The 17,455-nt window shown below is 62.6% G+C and carries 26 protein-coding genes; 15 read left to right on the plus strand and 11 right to left on the minus strand.

The window, feature by feature from the left end; all coding sequences use genetic code 11:
- Positions 1-37: 37 nt before the first annotated feature.
- The 9 genes from QQK63_RS17770 to QQK63_RS08530 form a co-directional block, all read right to left on the minus strand.
- A complete protein-coding gene (locus tag QQK63_RS17770) occupies positions 38-505 on the minus strand; it encodes a DUF8602 domain-containing protein (RefSeq protein ID WP_488803515.1) in 468 nt (155 codons plus the stop codon).
- A gap of 54 nt (positions 506-559) precedes the next feature.
- Complete coding sequence (locus tag QQK63_RS08495; protein WP_277823553.1) at positions 560-1,369, minus strand: hypothetical protein; 810 nt, start codon at positions 1,367-1,369, stop codon at positions 560-562.
- Positions 1,369-1,953: a hypothetical protein gene (locus tag QQK63_RS08500; RefSeq protein ID WP_277823555.1), complete on the minus strand. Its 585-nt coding sequence runs from the start codon at positions 1,951-1,953 to the stop codon at positions 1,369-1,371. The genes QQK63_RS08495 and QQK63_RS08500 overlap by 1 nt, the downstream gene beginning before the upstream one ends.
- Before the next feature lie 154 nt (positions 1,954-2,107).
- Positions 2,108-2,767: a hypothetical protein gene (locus tag QQK63_RS08505; protein ID WP_277823557.1), complete on the minus strand. Its 660-nt coding sequence runs from the start codon at positions 2,765-2,767 to the stop codon at positions 2,108-2,110.
- Positions 2,764-3,078 carry a hypothetical protein gene (locus tag QQK63_RS08510; protein ID WP_277823559.1) on the minus strand — a complete coding sequence of 105 codons (315 nt, stop codon included), beginning with the start codon at positions 3,076-3,078 and terminating at the stop codon, positions 2,764-2,766. Before QQK63_RS08510 ends, QQK63_RS08505 begins: the two co-directional genes overlap by 4 nt.
- A 376-nt stretch (positions 3,079-3,454) precedes the next feature.
- Entirely contained in the window at positions 3,455-3,634 is a 180-nt protein-coding gene (locus QQK63_RS08515; protein WP_277823561.1) for a hypothetical protein, read from the minus strand.
- Positions 3,622-4,371, minus strand: coding sequence for a DNA-methyltransferase (locus QQK63_RS08520; RefSeq protein ID WP_277823563.1), 750 nt, complete (start codon positions 4,369-4,371; stop codon positions 3,622-3,624). The genes QQK63_RS08515 and QQK63_RS08520 overlap by 13 nt, the downstream gene beginning before the upstream one ends.
- The gene (locus QQK63_RS08525) at positions 4,368-4,820 is read right to left on the minus strand and encodes a hypothetical protein (RefSeq protein WP_277823566.1); all 453 of its coding nucleotides are present in this window, start codon (positions 4,818-4,820) and stop codon (positions 4,368-4,370) included. Before QQK63_RS08525 ends, QQK63_RS08520 begins: the two co-directional genes overlap by 4 nt.
- A gap of 117 nt (positions 4,821-4,937) precedes the next feature.
- Entirely contained in the window at positions 4,938-5,192 is a 255-nt protein-coding gene (locus QQK63_RS08530; protein WP_277823568.1) for a hypothetical protein, read from the minus strand.
- Positions 5,193-5,257: 65 nt separating this feature from the next.
- On the opposite strand from QQK63_RS08530, the gene QQK63_RS08535 reads away from it, so the two are divergent.
- On the plus strand, positions 5,258-5,896 hold the full coding sequence (locus QQK63_RS08535) for a helix-turn-helix domain-containing protein (protein WP_277823570.1): 639 nt from the start codon (positions 5,258-5,260) through the stop codon (positions 5,894-5,896).
- Here QQK63_RS08535 and QQK63_RS08540 read toward each other — a convergent pair.
- On the minus strand, positions 5,893-6,300 hold the full coding sequence (locus QQK63_RS08540; protein ID WP_277823572.1) for a hypothetical protein: 408 nt from the start codon (positions 6,298-6,300) through the stop codon (positions 5,893-5,895). The two genes, QQK63_RS08535 and QQK63_RS08540, sit on opposite strands and share 4 nt — an antisense overlap.
- Before the next feature lie 424 nt (positions 6,301-6,724).
- Between QQK63_RS08540 and QQK63_RS08545 the strand changes: the two genes are divergently transcribed.
- The 13 genes from QQK63_RS08545 (at position 6,725) to QQK63_RS08605 (ending at position 15,929) form a co-directional block, all read left to right on the plus strand.
- Positions 6,725-7,051, plus strand: coding sequence for a hypothetical protein (locus tag QQK63_RS08545; RefSeq protein ID WP_277823574.1), 327 nt, complete (start codon positions 6,725-6,727; stop codon positions 7,049-7,051).
- Positions 7,048-7,434 carry a hypothetical protein gene (locus QQK63_RS08550; protein ID WP_277823576.1) on the plus strand — a complete coding sequence of 129 codons (387 nt, stop codon included), beginning with the start codon at positions 7,048-7,050 and terminating at the stop codon, positions 7,432-7,434. The genes QQK63_RS08545 and QQK63_RS08550 overlap by 4 nt, the downstream gene beginning before the upstream one ends.
- Positions 7,431-7,619, plus strand: coding sequence for a hypothetical protein (locus QQK63_RS08555; RefSeq protein ID WP_277823578.1), 189 nt, complete (start codon positions 7,431-7,433; stop codon positions 7,617-7,619). Before QQK63_RS08550 ends, QQK63_RS08555 begins: the two co-directional genes overlap by 4 nt.
- Positions 7,620-7,826: 207 nt before the next feature.
- Positions 7,827-8,144, plus strand: a complete 318-nt coding sequence (locus tag QQK63_RS08560) for a hypothetical protein (protein ID WP_277823580.1) — start codon at positions 7,827-7,829, stop codon at positions 8,142-8,144.
- 232 nt (positions 8,145-8,376) lie between these two features.
- The gene (locus tag QQK63_RS08565) at positions 8,377-10,185 is read left to right on the plus strand and encodes a ParB/RepB/Spo0J family partition protein (protein WP_277823582.1); all 1,809 of its coding nucleotides are present in this window, start codon (positions 8,377-8,379) and stop codon (positions 10,183-10,185) included.
- Between the two features lie 127 nt (positions 10,186-10,312).
- On the plus strand, positions 10,313-11,026 hold the full coding sequence (locus QQK63_RS08570) for a hypothetical protein (RefSeq protein WP_277823584.1): 714 nt from the start codon (positions 10,313-10,315) through the stop codon (positions 11,024-11,026).
- A gap of 157 nt (positions 11,027-11,183) precedes the next feature.
- Positions 11,184-11,363, plus strand: a complete 180-nt coding sequence (locus QQK63_RS08575) for a hypothetical protein (RefSeq protein ID WP_277823586.1) — start codon at positions 11,184-11,186, stop codon at positions 11,361-11,363.
- Positions 11,360-11,605: a hypothetical protein gene (locus QQK63_RS08580; protein ID WP_277823588.1), complete on the plus strand. Its 246-nt coding sequence runs from the start codon at positions 11,360-11,362 to the stop codon at positions 11,603-11,605. The genes QQK63_RS08575 and QQK63_RS08580 overlap by 4 nt, the downstream gene beginning before the upstream one ends.
- A gap of 4 nt (positions 11,606-11,609) precedes the next feature.
- Entirely contained in the window at positions 11,610-11,873 is a 264-nt protein-coding gene (locus QQK63_RS08585; RefSeq protein WP_277823590.1) for a hypothetical protein, read from the plus strand.
- A gap of 324 nt (positions 11,874-12,197) precedes the next feature.
- Entirely contained in the window at positions 12,198-13,253 is a 1,056-nt protein-coding gene (locus tag QQK63_RS08590) for a tyrosine-type recombinase/integrase (protein WP_277823592.1), read from the plus strand.
- 56 nt (positions 13,254-13,309) lie between these two features.
- Positions 13,310-13,795, plus strand: coding sequence for a hypothetical protein (locus tag QQK63_RS08595; RefSeq protein ID WP_277823594.1), 486 nt, complete (start codon positions 13,310-13,312; stop codon positions 13,793-13,795).
- Positions 13,792-14,208, plus strand: a complete 417-nt coding sequence (locus tag QQK63_RS08600) for a hypothetical protein (protein WP_277823596.1) — start codon at positions 13,792-13,794, stop codon at positions 14,206-14,208. Before QQK63_RS08595 ends, QQK63_RS08600 begins: the two co-directional genes overlap by 4 nt.
- A 662-nt stretch (positions 14,209-14,870) precedes the next feature.
- Positions 14,871-15,929, plus strand: coding sequence for an AAA family ATPase (locus tag QQK63_RS08605; RefSeq protein ID WP_277823598.1), 1,059 nt, complete (start codon positions 14,871-14,873; stop codon positions 15,927-15,929).
- 199 nt (positions 15,930-16,128) lie between these two features.
- Here the strand turns inward: QQK63_RS08605 and QQK63_RS17735 are convergent, their stop codons facing one another.
- Positions 16,129-16,419, minus strand: a complete 291-nt coding sequence (locus QQK63_RS17735) for an integrase core domain-containing protein (RefSeq protein ID WP_377135565.1) — start codon at positions 16,417-16,419, stop codon at positions 16,129-16,131.
- Between QQK63_RS17735 and QQK63_RS08610 the strand changes: the two genes are divergently transcribed.
- On the plus strand, positions 16,418-17,434 hold the full coding sequence (locus tag QQK63_RS08610) for an IS110 family RNA-guided transposase (RefSeq protein WP_277823600.1): 1,017 nt from the start codon (positions 16,418-16,420) through the stop codon (positions 17,432-17,434). The genes QQK63_RS17735 and QQK63_RS08610 overlap by 2 nt on opposite strands.
- Positions 17,435-17,455 lie beyond the last annotated feature (21 nt).

A 17,455-nucleotide genomic window follows, 5' to 3' on the forward strand; every position in this document is an offset into this window, starting at 1 on the left:
AATTCACGCGCAAAAATCTGATTACCCCCGCCGGTCCTTACGGCGGCGGCTTTCCACTTTCGGACCCCCCCGGGGGGTGCGGTGCGCGCCTGCGCTCAATTCTTTGCTTCTTGACGTCGTGGCACGGAGCGCAAAGCGATTGCAGCTCCCCGAACCAGAACAACGCGTAGTCACCGCGATGCGGCACCTTGTGGTCGGCAACCGTTGCAGGCTGCTTCGACCAGGACGGGCACAGCTCGCAGAGCGGCTGCTGGATTAACTGCAGCGTGCGCCGACCTGATGGCCCGCGCCACGCGGCCTTGCGATACCACGCTCGCGCCGGATCGTTTTGCCGCTTTCCATCGAACCTCGCTCGCGACGCCGCTTCGGCTTCACCGGCATGCGCCGCGCAATGGGCGGACCCCACCGGCACCAGTCGGTGGCAGCCATGTGCAGCACAAGGTTTGAGGGGCAAAGGCGGTCCCGAACGAGAAGCGCCCGGCCGGGTGGATCCCGCCGGGCGCATCTGTGGATGATGTCGATGACGATGCCTTGAGACAGCCTTAGGATCAAATGAAAATCACAGCAGCTTTCCCATGCGATCGAGGGCACCTGCCAAAGCGATCACCAATGCCCTACGGTTATTGAGGTTTTCTGCCCACCCGCAGGATTCTAGAACTTCGATGATCGTCATCTGCGCGAGGCACACACGGTCGACCAGATACCGATCACGGATGCCGAAGCGGGAATCACCACCACGCTGGCTCGGGCGTATGCGACGCACCGCCAGCGCCACGCCATCGCCTATCCTCCGATGCATCGCACGCAGCCGAGATGCATCATCGAGAACCGCCGCAATGAACGCATCGACGCCGCCGCCTTTGCCCCCGCCCATGGTCTCGAGCGACATGCCGCGCATACCCGACGCCTCCATGCGCTCGGTGAGGTTTCGATAGTCGCGGGCCACTTCGACCTGCGATGGCGTGAATAGCGGCCCCTCACGCCGCGCGCGCTTCGGTCGCCGAGCTTCCATCACATCGAACACGTCAGTGACGCGCGCAGCATGAAGCCCGTGCCATCCGTCATCGACCTCGCGAAACCCGCCCGCCGCTGTCGGCTCGATCCGCTTGGGCATGAAGGCTGCAAGCGGTGCGCGAGCGGGCGCAACAGGAATGGCATCACCACATTGCGGTGGTGGGCTCGACACAGCACGGATGACCTCAGCGCGTTCAGCAGGCGTCAGCCCATTCCAGACTGCCTGCCTTGCATCGGCGTCAAGGCATCGCAGGGCGCGAAGCCGATCACGCGGAGCGTAGGCCCGAAGCACATCGACCTGGTCTGCAACGGATGGCACCTCGATCAAGCGGGGCAAACGGCGCACGACACCCATCACGCAGCCCTCCCTTCGGTCAGATCGGCGATCAGAGCATTGGCCCTCTCACGCATCGACTGGTACCAAGCCAGCCACGACAGGTCGCCCGATGAAAGCGCCAGACCTCGATCGCGATCGGCAAGCAGCATCGTGAACCGCCGCGCGTTTGCCTCTGCAGTCTGCTTCAGCTCGCGAAGCTGGAACTCGCCGGTCGGCACACCCGCATGCGCCTTCAGCCAAAGGTACAGCTCAACATGAAAGCCTTCGGCGCGCGCCCTCGCCCCTGCCGCGCTGGCCATATAGCTGGTCACCTTCGGGCTGTCGGACGGCGGCGGGCGCTGGATGGTGTTGGCGAACCCGATGACAACTGCCGGAGAAGGCCAAGCGCCGTCACGGCTCAGGATGGAAGCCACCGCCTCACGCAAAGCGACCAGATCGATCTCGCTCATATAAGCGAGCCGGGACTGAAGTTCGGCAAGCCCTGCCACGTGCTGCCACTCAGCTACCCCTCGCGGACGTTTGAGCCGCAAGACGTTCTGCAGCGGCTCCAACAGATGCAGCCTCACCCGCTCCTTGCCATCTTTCAGCGCTTGCCTGTCCATCTCTGCCCCTTTCTCAGCCCGCGGCGTCAGCCGCACTCCCCGAAGGTTGGTCACTGACCACCCGTAAGGGGTGTCATGTCTTGTCTTGTACTGTCCGTGCGTGACACCGTTCGAACCTGTCACAGTCACTGTCACGCGCTGTCACTGTGACACCCTAGCTTGTTGTTCTTGTGAAGGAATTTGCGCCACCGAACGGACGCACACCGCTGTCGAAACCAAACTCTTCGACGAGGATCTGCTTCACGTTCTCATCGGTGACGTGAAGCCCGGTCAGGTTGAAATGGCGAACCAGCCGGTTCATCACCATCGGATTTTCGAGGATCTCCCGGCCGACCTTAAGGCCCATCATCTTCTTGCGGATGCGAACCATCTTTTGCCGATCCTTGCCGGCCGTCTGCTTGGCCTTGTTTGACCGCTTCCGCTCGATCATCTCGGTCACGATGGCCAAAGTCATGGGATGACCCAGTCGCTCGAAATCGACGCCAGTCTGCGGATCCTCGACCTTCACCGTGACCCAACCTCGCAGCGCGATGTCGCGCATCTCTTCCCATTCGGCCAAGGAAGCGCACCGCGCCAGCACTGCCAGATGACGGTCTGACATCGGCAGGGTCCCGGCTGGGTCCTGGTTGATCGACACACTCCAGAGCAACATGGCGGTAAAACCCTGCGCTCTCTGACCGGTCAGAAGGATCTCGGCTAAAAACTCCGATTCCATGAACCGATGGTGGTGGAAGGGATGCCAATCATAGTTCGACAACGTCTCACCGCGCAAAAGCGGCCAGCGAATGCCAGATATGCTCGGGGCTTCACTCATTCGGCTTTTCTCCGCCCCTCGCGCTGCTTGACCACGCGCGCCTGTCGCGCAATGGCCCGCTGGTGGATCGGCTGAGACAACTGCTTTGAAAGCCGGATCAGAACCCATTCCGGATCAACACCGGCCAGCATGCAAACGTCTCGAAAATGCCGCGATGTGATCCAGCTGCGCGCCTTTTGGACCTCCATCGGGCCGTTCATTCCGGACACCGGATCATGACCGCGCAGGACAAGACCAAGCTGATCAAGCAGCAGCGCCTGCCAGAGCTTTCGGCAGGCCCTTGCGTCGATGTGCGCGAACTGGACGCTCATGCGCTCACCGTCCGCACCGCACCAGGTCCGCGCGAGAATGTGGCAGCCCTGAAATCAACCCGCGTTATCGGGCGATCGCTCAATGGCCGTGCGAGTTCGCGGGCTATGCGCTGCATAAGCCAGTCGACATCGACACCCGCTAAAGCGCAGACAAGGCGCGCATCCTCAGATCCAAACCACTCCCGCGCCCGGGCTGCTTCCAACGCCGGCACGCCAGTTTTCGACGGCCCGCGCTCAGCAAGCGCGCAGCGCAGCTGATCGACCAAAACGGCCCGCCACAGCTTGCGGCAAGCGACCGCATCCACATGGTCAAAAAGGCGCGCAGGCCTCGGGGCGCGAAAATGGGGCGGACCTGAAACGGAAATGGGAAGGCAGATCATAGAACCACCCCCATGCAAACGAGCCAGATCACAGCACACGCTGCACCAGCGCCAAGGGCGGTCGTAATATCCTCGAGCCCGCGACCAGGCTGAAGCACGATCGTCAGAAAACCAGCGTAGAACGCTAGGACAGCGCCCCCGAGAAAAACCACAACGGCGCCGATCAGCTCGAGCATGCCGAGACCTCCGTGGGTTTCCCACGCCCGACCTCACTCCAAACCGCCTCCGCACGGGCGACGGAAGCGTCGAACCATCGCGGCTCGATCTCGATACCGACAGCCGCGCGCCCAAGCCGGAGCGCCGCCTCAATGGTGGTGCCGGATCCCATGAAGGGATCGAGAACCGTGTCGCGCGGCAGCGTGCTGTTGCCGATGTAATGCTCCATCAGCGCAAGCGGCTTGGCGGTCTGATGATCATCAGCGACTGGGCGATGGGTGAACAGCTGCTGCGATCCGCAATCGTTGATCCGAAACGCCTCGCCCTTGAACATGAAAAGGGTAAACTCGCACCGCTGCATGTACCAACGATTGGGCTTGGGGTGCCGAGTGTCCCAGACCAGGAGCCGGTGAAACCGGAAGCCTGCGCGCTCCATGGCAACGCGGGCCTCTGCCTCGTGGCGGTCGTTCACCATGATGTAGGCATGCGCCCGCGCCGTCAGCGCCTCGAACACCTGCGCGGCGCATTCAAAAAACCCTACAGTGGGGAAAAGAATGCCGTCGTTGGCATAGACATCAGCAGCGAACTTGCCGCCCATCGACCCGTCACCGACCTCGCCGCGCCCGCCAGAGGTCAGCGGATAGGGCCAGTCGGTTACAAGGCAATCGGCCTGCCCGCGCAAAGAAGGCAGGATCTCGCGCGCATCGCCTCGATAGAGCGTGCAAGGCCCTACCTTATGAACGAGCGGCGACGTCATGACCGCACCCTTGAAAGCATTTCGCCCGCTGCGATCATCCTCAGTGCGCCGCGCGCGGCCTCGAGCTGCACAATAGCCTCATCGATTTCCACCAAGGCCTGCGCACGATCACCCGAACGGCCACTGGTGACTGCCGCTAGGATCGCCGCAACGGCCTCTCCGGCCTCACGCGCTATGTCACCCGCGCCCTGGCAGAGATCATCGACAGGAATCGCACCGGGCTTTCCGAGGCGTTGAGCCAACAATCGCGTCACAGGAAAGCGGCCGAGACCGTCCTCTAGCGCGATTACATCCTCGACAGTGAATGACAGCTGACCGGACGCCTTTTTCGAAAGCGTCCCCTTCGATCCGCCTTGGCCCCACCGGGCATCGAGAACTGCCGCTGCAGCGTCAAGGCAACCGTACCCAGACAGCAGCGCGCGCATTGCAGAGCGAACCTGGTCACGCATGGACAACCTCGTTTCCTGTGAAGGCGGTCTGAGCGCTGCTATCGACTGAAGCGCCGGACAAAGAAAAAAGGCACCATTGCCCGCGAAGCTGCAGAATGCTCTGAAGTCCGATCAAGGTCATGCAGCGTCTGCCTCCGGTTGGTCGGCATCGCTGTCTTGCTGATCGTTAATCGCTTGAAGTTGTTGCCAAGTTAGTTCGTGGCCGAGTTCTGCCGCCGCGTTGATGATTTGGACGAACCGCGCAGGAGGTATCCGTCGACCCTTAGCAAACCAGGGCCCGACGGTACCTAAAGGCTCACCAATGTGGCGAGCCATTGCGGCCTTTGAGGGCCATACGTGGCCCAGCGACCATGAGGAGGCGATCTGTGTCATGCGTCAATTCCATGCATAACGCACGGATACTTGTCAATGCATCATGCAAAGGCGTTGTTGCGTGCATGATGGGCCGAAGCCAAATCGCCGAACGACTGGCTGAAGCTCGCGAGCTGGCGGGCTTTGCGAGCGCCCGAGAGGCTGCGCTTGCATTGGGTTTTGCCGAGTCGACTTACAATCAACACGAGAACGGCACGCGCGGCATCAAAATGGACGTCGCGCGAAGATACGCAGATGCGTTCGATGTTCCGGTCGAATGGCTACTGCATGGTACAGGCGGTGAATTTATCGGCGGCAGTAAGTATCAAAACTTACGAACAAACTATGAAGAAAATCCAGACGTTGAGCCTTTTGTACCGCACGACCCAAAAGGTAGAAGCCTGATCCGACAGATCGCAAAGGTCATGTGCCCCCACTCAGATCGGCAAGCCTATTTGTTAGCGAGACGCACGCGAAGCGATCTTCTCGTAGCAAGAGGCGATGTCCTAGTCCTAGAGCTCACAAACGAATTGATCGAAGGTGACACTGTATTGGTGCAAGTGCTTGACGACAAAGGGCTTGCAGAAGCGCAGCTAAGGCTTTTCGTCGGTGGTCTCTTGATCGGCGCACCAGATGTCGAAAAGCGCGCCCTACCACCTGACCCTGGTCAAGTAAACGTTCGCGGTCGTGTTGTGGCCTCCCTGCGGGGACTTCACACTGCCTAGTTGGCAAGCCGCAGATCGACGAGTTGAAATTCTTCAGTACCGCGCGGTCGAATTGCTTGGCACACGTAACTGGTTCTAATAATAGCCGAAAAAGAATTCGCGGCATCGACATACGACGAAACCTCATAAGTCCTTTGATCTGGTAGCCGCACTACACGCTCAGCGCTTCTTGGGTGCTCCGCCGTGCTTGGCGCGATAAGGACAGCCTCGATAGCGTCTCGACAAAACCTTACCGCTGCTAGTTGCCGAGCGACCTCACGATCGGCCGCGCGCGAGGCGAGCATATCGTCTGATTGATCTCCGTCTCGTTCGGTTAGCGCCCAAAGCACGAAAACTGCAAATGCAGCAATGGCCGCGCCGACTTTCCAGTCACGCATGGTGGTGTCGGCATCCCTTTTTTTCATGCTCGCATCTCCCAGTTCAGACGACCCGTAAAGCCTTAAATCGCAGCGCGATTCGCAACAAGCGGCAGTCTGACAGGCGCATTTTGCACGCTTCGCGTATAGATCGATGCATTACGCATTGACACATTCCCATGCAAAATGCACAGTCCGGCCCTGTGAACGCCACGGAGGTCGTGATGAGCGCAAATCAACTGTTCCAACCCTCAGCCAAGCCTCAGCCCGGTAAGCTCAACCATTTTTTCATGGTCTGCCGGGTGCCTCGCACGCAGTGGTCCGTAACGGAGCCCAAGCACCGGTACCCGACCCGCGCAGACGCTGAGACAGCGGCTCGCAATTTGGCACGCCAGACCGGTGAAAGCTTTGTCATCCTTGAGACCGTCGCGGTGGTGACACCCGCCCCCGATCCAACCGCGAAAGGCCTGCTATGACCTGCGCGCACCTTACTTCGATCCCAACCAACCCGGCGAACCTGCGCCGCATCGTGACCGATCCGGACGAGTCCCGCCCGGTTCAGCGTCTTGCCTGGGCGGCGCTCAAGTCCGCGCGAGGCCAGCCAATTTTTCAGACACGGCTGGCGGCGCTTGCGCTTGGCCGCGACCCAGCTGCGCCGGCCAAGGCTTACACGCTCGAGGCAACCGACGCATCCGATCTACCGGCTGCGCTGATCGAGCTTCTGCGCAAAGCAGTTGCCGAGAACGCCACGAGGCGCCCGCCCGGGATCGCGCCTGGTACCGGCGGAGACGCAGCATGAAAGCGATCGCTCAACGCTTCGCGCTGTTCGACCCGAGCGGCGAACCGATCCTGAATGCTGTCGGGATCTGGACAGACATCGAGCTCGTGCGAACCTACGCGGGCACAGTCTACGGCCATGACGGCTCATGGCAGGCTTGCGCGGATGCCGGGTACAAGATCAGGCGGGTTGCCATCACTGAAGCCGAGCCTCCAGCCGAGCCCGACGATGTAGCACTGTTGCGCGCCGCGCGCCGCATTTTAATGCGCGGGCACAGGGATGCTGAGGTTGTTGCCTTGGCACTTTGCACGGTCGACCGTCTCGATCGCGATCCGAAAATGCTCGCGCTATCTGCGCAGATCCGTGGCGCGGCCCATGCCGCGACCGAATGGGTTGCCGGATGACCGCCCACGCGCGCCAAGTCGAATTGACGCCGCAAAACGTGGCGGACGTCAGCATGGCAGCGACCCTGCACTGGCTGATCATCCAGCTGGTTGCGCAAGGCCACAGCCTCGCCGCGGCAGAGGCAGCCCTTACGCGTGGCGTTCTGACCGAGGCCACCGCGCTGCGAGAGGCGGGCCTCAAATGAGTTTCCGGGGGCATCTCTTCCTGTCGAGACCGGCGCAGCCTGCGCTGGAACCTGCCGCCCCCGTACCTGTCCGGGCGTTTGCGCCCAAGCAATCGCCCGGACCTTTTCTGACACCTCGCGCGGCCCTCCCCCGCCGAGGTTACCGCGGGCTGGGCCCCCTCCTCCTCCCGGCCCGGCCCGCGGATCCTAGACAGAAAGGATGATGCTATGATCATTGATGATCGAACACGCGCCGAGCTTCGAAAGCTTGCGCGACAGGGAAAGCTGATCGACGAGGCATTCAAGGCCTATCAGCGCAAATGCCACGCAACCGCGACGTCTGATCAGATCGGTGAGCTGCGGCGCTGCTTTTTTGCCGGAGCCGCTGAACTGGTCGCGCTGCTTACCGCCGGGGCTGACACGACCAGCGCCGACGAGGTCAGCGCAGAGGAGGAGGCCATGGTTTTTGCGGTCTTCACCGAGGTGACAAGGTTCCACGATCGCACTCTAGGCCTAGCGTTCAGTAAACCGCGGGGGCAGGCATGACCCACCGCGTCCAGAAACCCCGCATCTGCGCCACCGCGAGCTGCGCGCGCTTTCTCACGCCGCGCTCACAGCACGACACATGCCCGTCCTGCCGAGGTGAAACGTCCGCCCCGCCGCCGCCGCGCCTGCCGCGCCCCGGCACCCGCTCCCTGCGCGTGACCTACGCTGCCTCTCACAGCGGTGTCGCGCCGAGCGTCACAATCACCCTGCCCCTCGAACCTTGGAACACGCCATGACCCTACCCGCCGACACGATTTTCGTTCCGCTCGCCAGCCTGTTTCTGCACGACCTGAACCCGCGCCAGACCGTCGCCGAGGCCGAGATCGAGGATCTGGCCACATGCCTCTCGATGAACGGGCTGATCCAGAACCTGGTCGGGCTGCGTGACGGCAAGGCCAAGAAGATCGGCATTGTCGCGGGCGGACGCCGTTTGCGCGCGCTGCAGCTGCTGGCCAAGCGCGGCGAACCTTTGGGTGGATTTACTGACTGGAAGGACGCCATCCCCGTCCGCATTACGACTGACCACGACGAGGCCCTGCGCTGGTCAGGCGCCGAGAACGAAGCGCGCGCAGCCCTCCATCCCGCCGATGAGGTGCGGCTCTATCGCGGGCTGCGCGACAAGGCGCTCAGCCCCGCCGCTATCGCCCGCGCCCATGCCGTCAGCGAACTGCACGTCCGCCGCCGCCTGCGCCTCGCCGACCTGCCCGACCCGGTGATCGAGGCGCTGCGCGCGGGCGAGATCACGCTGGACATTGCCCAGGCGATGACAGTGGGCGCGGACGAGGCTGCTATCCTGTCGATCCTCGACCAGACTCGGGGCAAGGACATTTCCGCCCGCGCCGTGCGCGAGGCCCTGACCCGCGACGCGGTGCGCGGCAATGACCGGCGCGCAAAATTCGTAGGCATCGACGCATACGAGGCCGCAGGAGGCCGCCTGACCCGCGATCTGTTCGCCGAGGATCACGCGCTGCACGACCAAGAGCTGCTCGACCGCCTGTTTGCCGAAAAGCTCGACGCCGAGGCCGAATTCTTCAAGGCCGAGGAGGGATGGCTGGACGTGCGGCCAATCTACGACCGCGCGCATGTGCCCTATGACGTTACCGTCAAGCTGCACCGCCTCTACCCGACACCGGTGGAACTCCCCGAGGCCGACGCGGAAGAGCTCGCCCGTCTGACCGACATGGACCCAGACAGTCTAACGCAGGCCGAACAATCGCGGATCGCCGAATTGGAGAAGCGCCGCGAGGGTGACTACACCGACGAGGATCGCGAGACGGGCATCGCCTTCGTCTACGTCAGCCATCAGGGCCGGCTGGTCGTCGAACGCGCCTACACCGAACGCGCGCCGAAACCTGCGCGAGCCGAGCGCAGCGATATCAACGCAGACACCGACGCGCCCGAGGAAAAGGGCCTGAGCCAAGCGCTGCGCATGGATCTTGCGGCGATCCGCACCGCCGCGCTGCAGTCGGCGCTGATCGACCCCGACAACCTCGACCTGGTCTTTGCCCTGATCACAGCCGAGCTTGACGTTGCAGGCTACCACCGCCTCGCCCACGTCAACTTGAACGAACCGAACACACGGCCCAGCATCGACGAGGCGCTGACCCTCCCCGATGCGATCGCGGAGATCGGCGTTCACGGCACGGCACCGGGCGACCCGGCGCGCATTTCGGCATTGCTCGAAGACCCGAAGTTCCTTCGCCAGCTTCAGACGGCGCTGGTCCGCACGATCAGCGCGCGCCCCGACAACTACGGCCGCTGGGTCGAAAAGGAGGCTGGAGCCGAAATCCGCGCCCATTGGCGGCCCACGCTCGCGAACTTCTGGTCCCGCGTCCCGGGCCCCTACCTCGATCGCACCCTGCGCACGGTCCTGCCCGACCGCATCGGCCTGCACGACGATGTGGCGGCGATGAAAAAGGCAGACAAAGCGGCAGAGCTCGACCGCTTGTTCCGCCTGGATCCCGAAACTGTCGACGCCCTGAAGCTCACCCCGGACGAGATCGCGGCGATCGCGACATGGCTGCCGGAGGAGATGAAGTGATCTGCGGCCGGGGCATGACCATCACCCTGCCCGCTGGGTTCGCGATCAAGCTGCGCCACTGGGGCCGCGTCAACGCTGGCCCGATCTGGGCGACATTCACAACGCGCAAGAAAGGGAGGGCCGGGTGATGGCTGACCGACCGATCATATTCAGCGCGCCGATGGTGCGGGCCTTACTCGACGGGAGAAAGACCCAGACGCGGCGGGTGTTGCCAAACCAACCGCCGGAACCCGCGACCCTTCAGGGCTGGGACATTTCCGGCAACCGACGCTTTGCGCATTTCTGGCACGATCTGGGCGACGGCTGCATCGAGGTGCATGGTTCGCGCCTTTTTGCGTGGCGCGGCGACCGCCTGTGGGTGCAAGAGGATTGGCGCACAGTGTCTTCGCTTGACCTCTACAAGCCCGCACAGATGCGCGAGATGGCCCACGAAGCAGGATACCGGCAAGCGTGGGCACCGATCACGTATCTGGCCGACGGCCAGCGCAAAAACTGGGAAAGCGGCGATGATGCGGGCCGCCGCCGGTGGTCCCGTCACATGATCCGCGAACTTTCCCGCCTTACCCTGACCGTCACAGATGTAAGGGTGCAGCGATTGCAGGAGATCAGCGAGGCGGGCGCGAAAGCCGAAGGCGCGGCGTTCCATGATGGTCGCGGCATAGGTCACAGCGGCTGGCGTCATGACCTGTCAGACGTTCACGCCGATGCGCGATCATCTTTCGCCCGTCTTTGGAACAGTCTCCACGGCCCCGACGCATGGGATGCAAACCCGTGGGTGGCCGCAATCAGCTTCGACGTTCACCGCTGCAATATCGACCAGATGCCGGGGAGGGATGGGTGATGTTCCACGTCATTCGTGTGCCATCTTGGGGCCTGACCGCTGCCCGCGCCGAATACTACGGCTATCGCTGGGGGCTGCATTTAGGCCCTTGGCTCGTTTTTGTCATGCCGGGGAGGGCCGGGTGATGGCTGGATACATGGGGAAAACAAGCGCGGCCATGCTTGCGCTGGCTGGATTGCGCGCGGGCCTTTTTGACGAGCCGCGCCAATACCCCGCCCCACGCAAGGTAGAGACCTGCAACCTCACGCCCGAGGAAATAGCGGTGCGCGACCGCCCCATGAGCCGCCAGGAGCGGCGGCAGATCGAGCGCTTGAAGAAGAAAGGGAGGGTCGGTTGATGCTGCCACTCCGCATATCAAACGCCACCCGGATCCTCGCCGAGACGCAGGACGAATACTTCGCCCTTGCGATCCGCGACGAGGTCGAGGACGGGATCCCGATTATGACCAGCGTGTGGGAACCAACACCGGCCGAGCTTGCTATGCTGAACGCTGGCGGCGCGGTGCGCCTCACCATCTGCGGCACTATCCACCCGCCGGTGATGCTGGCAACCCAACCCGCGCCAGACGAAAAGGGTTGACCAAATGACCGACAAAAACACCGACCTGACTTTTGTCGACCAAGTCGAGATCTCGAAGCGACTGCAAAAGATCGCCCGCCTGATCGACAAGCAACTTGCCAAGGCAACCGGCGGCAAGCGGGTGCCGTTCAGCCTCTACACTTGGGGCGGGCACCGCGCGCAGTACGTCTCGAACGTCGCCCGCGACGACGCGAAAGTGGCGATGCAGGAATGCCTCGACCGCTGGAGCGAACACCAAGACCCGCCGCCCCATGAGTTTCAAGGCTGACCCGCCCCGCACAGGAATAGGAGAGAGACGGATGGACAGCTTTCTTGGCACAATATTGGCCACGATCCTGCTTTTGGCCGCGATGTTTCCGCACGAAGCAGGCCAGCGCTTAGGAACATTCATTGCGGCTATCGAACGGGCGGCAGACTGACCCATGCCCGCCCCGTCGCCCTCCCCTGCCATGCTGAAAGCCGCCGCCGCCGTCGCGCGGGATACGGGGTGCGTTGTCGAAATCGACAAAGCTACGGGCAACGTCCGAATCCTTCCCCCCGCCGAAAAACCGGCGCAGGCTGCGACGGAGCCTAAGCCGTGGTGAGGGATGATATGCGCGTTGATCTTCCGGGCCTGACCCGGCATCGCCGCCCGAGCGGGGCGTGGAAATACCGCGTCCGCGCTGAACACGACCGCGAGCGGCGTGTCACGCTACCCTGTGGCCCGGAACACCCAGAGTTTACACGCTGCTATGCCGAGGCCCGTCGAGGCGTCACGCCGAAACTGGAAGCCCCCGACCTGATCCCGCGCAGCTTTGCGTGGCTGGTCCGTCGATATGAGGAACACATGGCCGAGGCCGTGAAGGCCGGGGCGATGGATGCCGCAACGGAGCGCCAGCGCAGCGCCTTCTATGCCCGCCTCCTGCCCGCTCACGGCCAAAAGCACATGGCCATGCCGACGGCAAAGGTGATCGAGATTCGCGACGGCCTCGCCGCTACCCCCGGCGCTGCCGACAACATGGTCAAGGCGCTATCCGCACTCTACCGATGGGCCGCTGAACGCGGGCTGGTCGATGCAAACCCGGCCAAGGGCGTGGCGCGGCTGATCCGCCAGCATCGCGGCGCGGTCCCGTGGTCGGTCGAGGATCTGCAACGGTTCCGCGACCGACACCCCAAAGGGACGATGGCCCACCTCGCCCTTACGCTGTTCACCTTCACGGCCTGCCGGATCGGTGACGCGCCGCTGCTTGGCCGCATGAACGAGCGCCGCGACGGGGCCGTGACGTGGCTGGAATGGGAACCCGGAAAGAAGGGGTCCAAGCCCGTAAGCATCCCGATCCTGCCGCCCCTGGCCGAAGCCATCGCCGCGCAGAAGGTGGCAGGCCCGACCTACCTCCTGAACGCCCACGGCCAGCCCTTCGCGTCCAGCGCCGCTTTTGGCAACTGGTTCCGCGACCGGGTGCGCGAGGCGGGGCTTGAGGATCGCAGCGCCCACGGCATCCGCAAGGCGGCGGGCGAATTGATGGCGCTGCAAGGGGCCACGCAATACCACATCATGGCGGTCCACGGTCATGGTCAGGCGCGCACGTCCGAGGTGTACACTCAGGGCGTGAACCGGCGCAGGCTGGCTGCCGAGGCGATGGAGAAACTGCGGGGAATGGCTTGGTGAAGCGCGTGCCATGACAGAGCCGCCCACAAACTTTTTGCAGAGACAGGAAAACCCCGATGGCTGACACTAGACCCGCAAACTGCCGCTTTCGATTGAAAGACGAGGGCAAACCCTATGGTCGGTCAAGCTGCGCCGCTTGCAGGCAAAGCATTTTCACGGGGCTTTCCAATAGCTGCGCGCAGCAAACTGCCGACATGATCCCGCGCGCACAGGCAGAGGCTGAAAAGCAACTGGCCGTCGCGGCGGCGCTGCGGGAGGCGGCGGAGTGCTGCACTGTGGAGTTGCGCAACACGGCTATGCTGTCGTCCAAGCCGCCTCAATCTTCGGCTGCGTGGGACGCACGAAACGCCATCCTCGCCCTCCTACCCAACGCAGGGGCGGCGCTGGACCGGGCGCTGGCAGACGCTGAAGCGCGCGGGATGGACCGGTCGGCAGATATCGCCAAAGAAATTGCGGATCAATTTTTGGGCTACATGAGCCGTATCGAGCGGGCCATCCGCTCCGAAGCCGCCGGCATACGCGCACAGGGAGAAGCGGAATGACTCGGACAAAGATTGACCGCAAGAGCGTGGATGACGCGCTTGCTGAACTTGAGGATTTGGTGCAGTGCCGTTGCACGGAGGGTTTCAAGTCTCGCGGGCTTCACGATCCTAACTGCCAGTGCGACAGCGCCAATGCTTTGGCCACGGTTCGCGACGCACTTAAGGCACAGACCTCCCGAGCGGATGATCTGGCTGAGAGGCTGGCCGAGCAAAAAGATTGGGCAGGGTTTTTGACAGACGATCTATATGCGTCTCAAGCGAACGAAGCTGATCTATCCAAGAAATTGGAGAGTGCTGTGGCGACAGAGCGGAAGCGCTGTATAAAAGCTGTTGAGGAGGCATTTCCAGGCAGCCTTTACGCGAGCAACCGAACTCGCTGCCTCGCCGCCATCCGCGCACCGAATAAAGAATGAAAGACCCATGTCTGCCGCGAGATGTGCCGTTGAAGCGAGTCCCATCGCATCATAACCCATTGATCTGTATAAAGCGCAAATGGGACTCGGTAGCCGCGTTTTCCCCTGTAAAACAAGGAAGTCTAGTAGTCCCTCCGGGCCTACCAGTATGACTTAAGTGCCTGTGTTTCGGAGGGGGCAACTCTGCCAAAAGGGGCGTTTTCGCGAGTCTTTTCCGGGGTACTTTCCGCCACCCCCGCGCAACTCCTTGATTTTGCACGCAACGCTTGATGGCGAACGGAGACAGCAGAGCCATGCTCCCAGTGAGCGCCAGCTCTTCCAACCCGAGCTGGACAGGATTGACAGGAATGCCAGCCCCATGCTTCCTCACCGCATGGAACGCATTCAGCTCATAGGCATGTCTCTCTGACGATCGCCACTCGGACCAAGGTCCGGGTCATGGCACCCTGCTGACCGAGACGGCCTTCCATAATGTTACCTGTTTTTCTGAGAAATGGTGCCCCGCGCGTGCTCGCGGCGCTGGCCAATGTGCCAAGCGTCTTTGCACGCCACCTGTCGATAGGCTGCCCCTGCCCGCGTTGAACCCGCGGTCCGGTCCCACCTGACATGCACTTTTCGAGGAACGCGCCAGCCGTGAGACCGGCAGCGCAGAGGATATCCCTATGCCCAAACCCTTCGACTTCGCCCCCGGCTTGCGCCGGCCGGCCACTCCGACGAACGAGATCGAGAAACGCCTCGGTCGTTTCCTAGCCGATCTGCGGCGCCGCAAGGCCGCCGATGCTGATGCGGAAGCCATGCTCGACCCGGTTTCTGCCTCTGACTGGGACCGCATCGCCCGCCGCGCGCGCAAGCTGCATGAGGCGCAACGCAAGGTGCAGACAAACCCAAACCTCAAGAAGGAGGACTGGGAGCAGCTGAGTGCCGTCTTCGAGGGCATCAGCCTGCAGGGCCCCGCGACAGAGCATCATGCCAACGAGATCGCGGCAGACCTCTTGGAAGAGATGCCGTGGATGCGGCAGGCTATCGAGCACATCTGGCGCGACATGCGGCGGGCCGCCGCGCGGGGTTATGGGCTGCGGTTCCGGCCGATCCTGCTCGACGGGCCGCCCTCGGTCGGCAAGACGCATCTGGCACGGAGCCTCGCGCGATTGTGCCGTGTGCCAGAGGTCTCAATCGACATCGGCGCGGGCAGCGACGGGTTCCGGCTGGTCGGATCGACGCGGAACTGGGGCCGTTCAACACCGGGTCGGGTCGTGGAAACCGTCCTCGCGCATCGGGTGGCGAACCCGGTTGTCTTCGTCGACGAGGTGGAAAAGGCTGGTGTCATGCAGATGACCGGTGGTGCCAGCACCTCCGTGATCACCGCGCTTCTGGGCATGATCGAACCCAGTTCAGCCAGCCGGTGGGAGTGCCCGTATCTCGCCGTCAAATTCGACCTGAGCCGGGTGAACTGGATCCTCGCGTCGAACGACATCCGCTTGATGTCGCGTCCGCTGCTCAGCCGGTGTCGGGTGGTCTTCCTCCGCGAATTGACCCGATGCGAGCTGTTCGAGTTTGCCGAACGTCAGATCCGCAAGCGCGGACTGGACGACGGCGCGCTGGAGAACGTTGCCGCCCTGATGCAGGCCATGCCCGACGGTCACCTCGATCTGTGTCTGCGCGGTGTCCTGAGGATCATCGACGATCTGGAGGCGTTGGGGGAGTTCCCGCCGCTCAGCTAGGGCGTTGGCCTATACAGAAGACGAGGGCAGGTCAGGCCTGCCTGGCGCGCCCTTGATATTGATCCCTACGGCGGCAGCCGGCCCATAGCGGCCGTTGGCCCATACTCTCTCGCGCTGTGATGCAGCAGGCGAAAGCTGACGCTCGGGAGATAGGCAATACTATCCTGCGCCCTACTGATCGTGACCTGAGCCCCGACTCTCATCTAGCTTTTCGGAGAGTCTGCGGGTTGATTTCTGGGGCTACCGGCGCGCATTTCCAGCCCCTTCCTTGCCATGAACTCGGCTGGCGGGATGTTCCCGAGGCCGGAGTGTTGCGGTGGTGGTTGTAGTTGTATTGCCAGGCACGGATCTTCTCCCGGGCCTCGCCGAGCGTCGAGAACAGGGTCTCGCTCAACAGCTCGTCACGGAGCCGGCCGTTGATGGGGAAGACGGCCCCGCTCCTGAGAAGGGACCGTATACTGGTCCTGGTTTGCAGAAGGAGCATTCCCATGAACCCAGCCAGCGTGGGCCTTGATCTGGCCAAGAACGTGTTTCACGTCCATGTCGCCGACGCGGCCGGCAGAACGCTCGGCAGCAAGCGGCTTACGCGTCGTGAGCTTCTACCTTTCTTCGAGTCGTTGCCCTCTTGTCTGATAGGCATCGAGGCGTGTGCGACTGCCCACAACTGGGCCCGTCAGTTGCAGAGGCTCGGCCATGACGTGCGCCTCATTCCTCCAGGTTACGTAAAACCCTTCGTGCGGCGGGGGGCGAAGAACGATGCCACTGATGCGGCCGCCATTTGTGAAGCGGTGACCCGCCCCAACATGCGCTTTGTCCCGATCAAATCGCGCGAAGATCAGGCATTCCTGATGCTGCACAGAGCCCGAGGGCTTCTGGTCCGACAGAGAACGATGGCAGCTTGTGCATTCCGAGCGCATTTGGCCGAATATGGAGTTATCGTCTCACAGGGTAGGCACCGGGTCGATGCCCTCGTCGCAAAGCTGGACGAGATACGAGAGGACCTACCGGACGATGCCTGCTTCGCTTTGGATGCTCTCGTAGGGCAACTGGATGCGCTGAATCAGCAGATCGATGCGATCGACATCCGGTTAGCGGAGATCCACAAAACCAATTCGATCTGTCGCTTGCTTGCGACCATACCGGGGATCGGGCCGATTACCGCAACGGCCTTTGCCGCGACTATCCCGGACCCGTCGGCGTTTCGATCAGGGCGGGAGTTTGCTGCCTGGCTTGGACTGACGCCGCGACAAAACTCATCGGGGGGTAAACACAGGCTTGGTGGCATCACCAAACAAGGTGACAGGTACCTTCGCCATCTGCTGGTCCTTGGAGCGCGCACTGTGGTCCGGTATCCAAAGGCCCGCTCCCGCGTAGATGGTCCGTGGATAGAGGCTTTGCTCGAACGGCGCCGCCCCATGGTCGTTGCTGTCGCTGTCGCAAACAAGCTGGCGCGGACGATATGGGCGATGCTCTCCAGCGGAGAAGTGTTCCGGAACGCACAGTAGTGATGGAACGATAAACTAAGG

The organism is Roseicyclus marinus (assembly GCF_030163795.1).
In the GTDB taxonomy this organism is placed as follows: Bacteria; Pseudomonadota; Alphaproteobacteria; order Rhodobacterales; family Rhodobacteraceae; genus Roseicyclus; species Roseicyclus marinus.

Coding starts and splice junctions, on each gene's coding strand:
- QQK63_RS17770 (WP_488803515.1), bottom strand. CDS start 505: ATGCGCCCGGCGGGATCCACCCGGCCGGGCGCTTCTCGTTCGGGACCG.
- QQK63_RS08495 (WP_277823553.1), bottom strand. CDS start 1,369: ATGGGTGTCGTGCGCCGTTTGCCCCGCTTGATCGAGGTGCCATCCGTT.
- QQK63_RS08500 (WP_277823555.1), bottom strand. CDS start 1,953: ATGGACAGGCAAGCGCTGAAAGATGGCAAGGAGCGGGTGAGGCTGCAT.
- QQK63_RS08505 (WP_277823557.1), bottom strand. CDS start 2,767: ATGAGTGAAGCCCCGAGCATATCTGGCATTCGCTGGCCGCTTTTGCGC.
- QQK63_RS08510 (WP_277823559.1), bottom strand. CDS start 3,078: ATGAGCGTCCAGTTCGCGCACATCGACGCAAGGGCCTGCCGAAAGCTC.
- QQK63_RS08515 (WP_277823561.1), bottom strand. CDS start 3,634: ATGCTCGAGCTGATCGGCGCCGTTGTGGTTTTTCTCGGGGGCGCTGTC.
- QQK63_RS08520 (WP_277823563.1), bottom strand. CDS start 4,371: ATGACGTCGCCGCTCGTTCATAAGGTAGGGCCTTGCACGCTCTATCGA.
- QQK63_RS08525 (WP_277823566.1), bottom strand. CDS start 4,820: ATGCGTGACCAGGTTCGCTCTGCAATGCGCGCGCTGCTGTCTGGGTAC.
- QQK63_RS08530 (WP_277823568.1), bottom strand. CDS start 5,192: ATGACACAGATCGCCTCCTCATGGTCGCTGGGCCACGTATGGCCCTCA.
- QQK63_RS08535 (WP_277823570.1), top strand. CDS start 5,258: ATGATGGGCCGAAGCCAAATCGCCGAACGACTGGCTGAAGCTCGCGAG.
- QQK63_RS08540 (WP_277823572.1), bottom strand. CDS start 6,300: ATGAAAAAAAGGGATGCCGACACCACCATGCGTGACTGGAAAGTCGGC.
- QQK63_RS08545 (WP_277823574.1), top strand. CDS start 6,725: ATGACCTGCGCGCACCTTACTTCGATCCCAACCAACCCGGCGAACCTG.
- QQK63_RS08550 (WP_277823576.1), top strand. CDS start 7,048: ATGAAAGCGATCGCTCAACGCTTCGCGCTGTTCGACCCGAGCGGCGAA.
- QQK63_RS08555 (WP_277823578.1), top strand. CDS start 7,431: ATGACCGCCCACGCGCGCCAAGTCGAATTGACGCCGCAAAACGTGGCG.
- QQK63_RS08560 (WP_277823580.1), top strand. CDS start 7,827: ATGATCATTGATGATCGAACACGCGCCGAGCTTCGAAAGCTTGCGCGA.
- QQK63_RS08565 (WP_277823582.1), top strand. CDS start 8,377: ATGACCCTACCCGCCGACACGATTTTCGTTCCGCTCGCCAGCCTGTTT.
- QQK63_RS08570 (WP_277823584.1), top strand. CDS start 10,313: ATGGCTGACCGACCGATCATATTCAGCGCGCCGATGGTGCGGGCCTTA.
- QQK63_RS08575 (WP_277823586.1), top strand. CDS start 11,184: ATGCTTGCGCTGGCTGGATTGCGCGCGGGCCTTTTTGACGAGCCGCGC.
- QQK63_RS08585 (WP_277823590.1), top strand. CDS start 11,610: ATGACCGACAAAAACACCGACCTGACTTTTGTCGACCAAGTCGAGATC.
- QQK63_RS08590 (WP_277823592.1), top strand. CDS start 12,198: ATGCGCGTTGATCTTCCGGGCCTGACCCGGCATCGCCGCCCGAGCGGG.
- QQK63_RS08595 (WP_277823594.1), top strand. CDS start 13,310: ATGGCTGACACTAGACCCGCAAACTGCCGCTTTCGATTGAAAGACGAG.
- QQK63_RS08600 (WP_277823596.1), top strand. CDS start 13,792: ATGACTCGGACAAAGATTGACCGCAAGAGCGTGGATGACGCGCTTGCT.
- QQK63_RS08605 (WP_277823598.1), top strand. CDS start 14,871: ATGCCCAAACCCTTCGACTTCGCCCCCGGCTTGCGCCGGCCGGCCACT.
- QQK63_RS08610 (WP_277823600.1), top strand. CDS start 16,418: ATGAACCCAGCCAGCGTGGGCCTTGATCTGGCCAAGAACGTGTTTCAC.
- QQK63_RS17735 (WP_377135565.1), bottom strand. CDS start 16,419: ATGGGAATGCTCCTTCTGCAAACCAGGACCAGTATACGGTCCCTTCTC.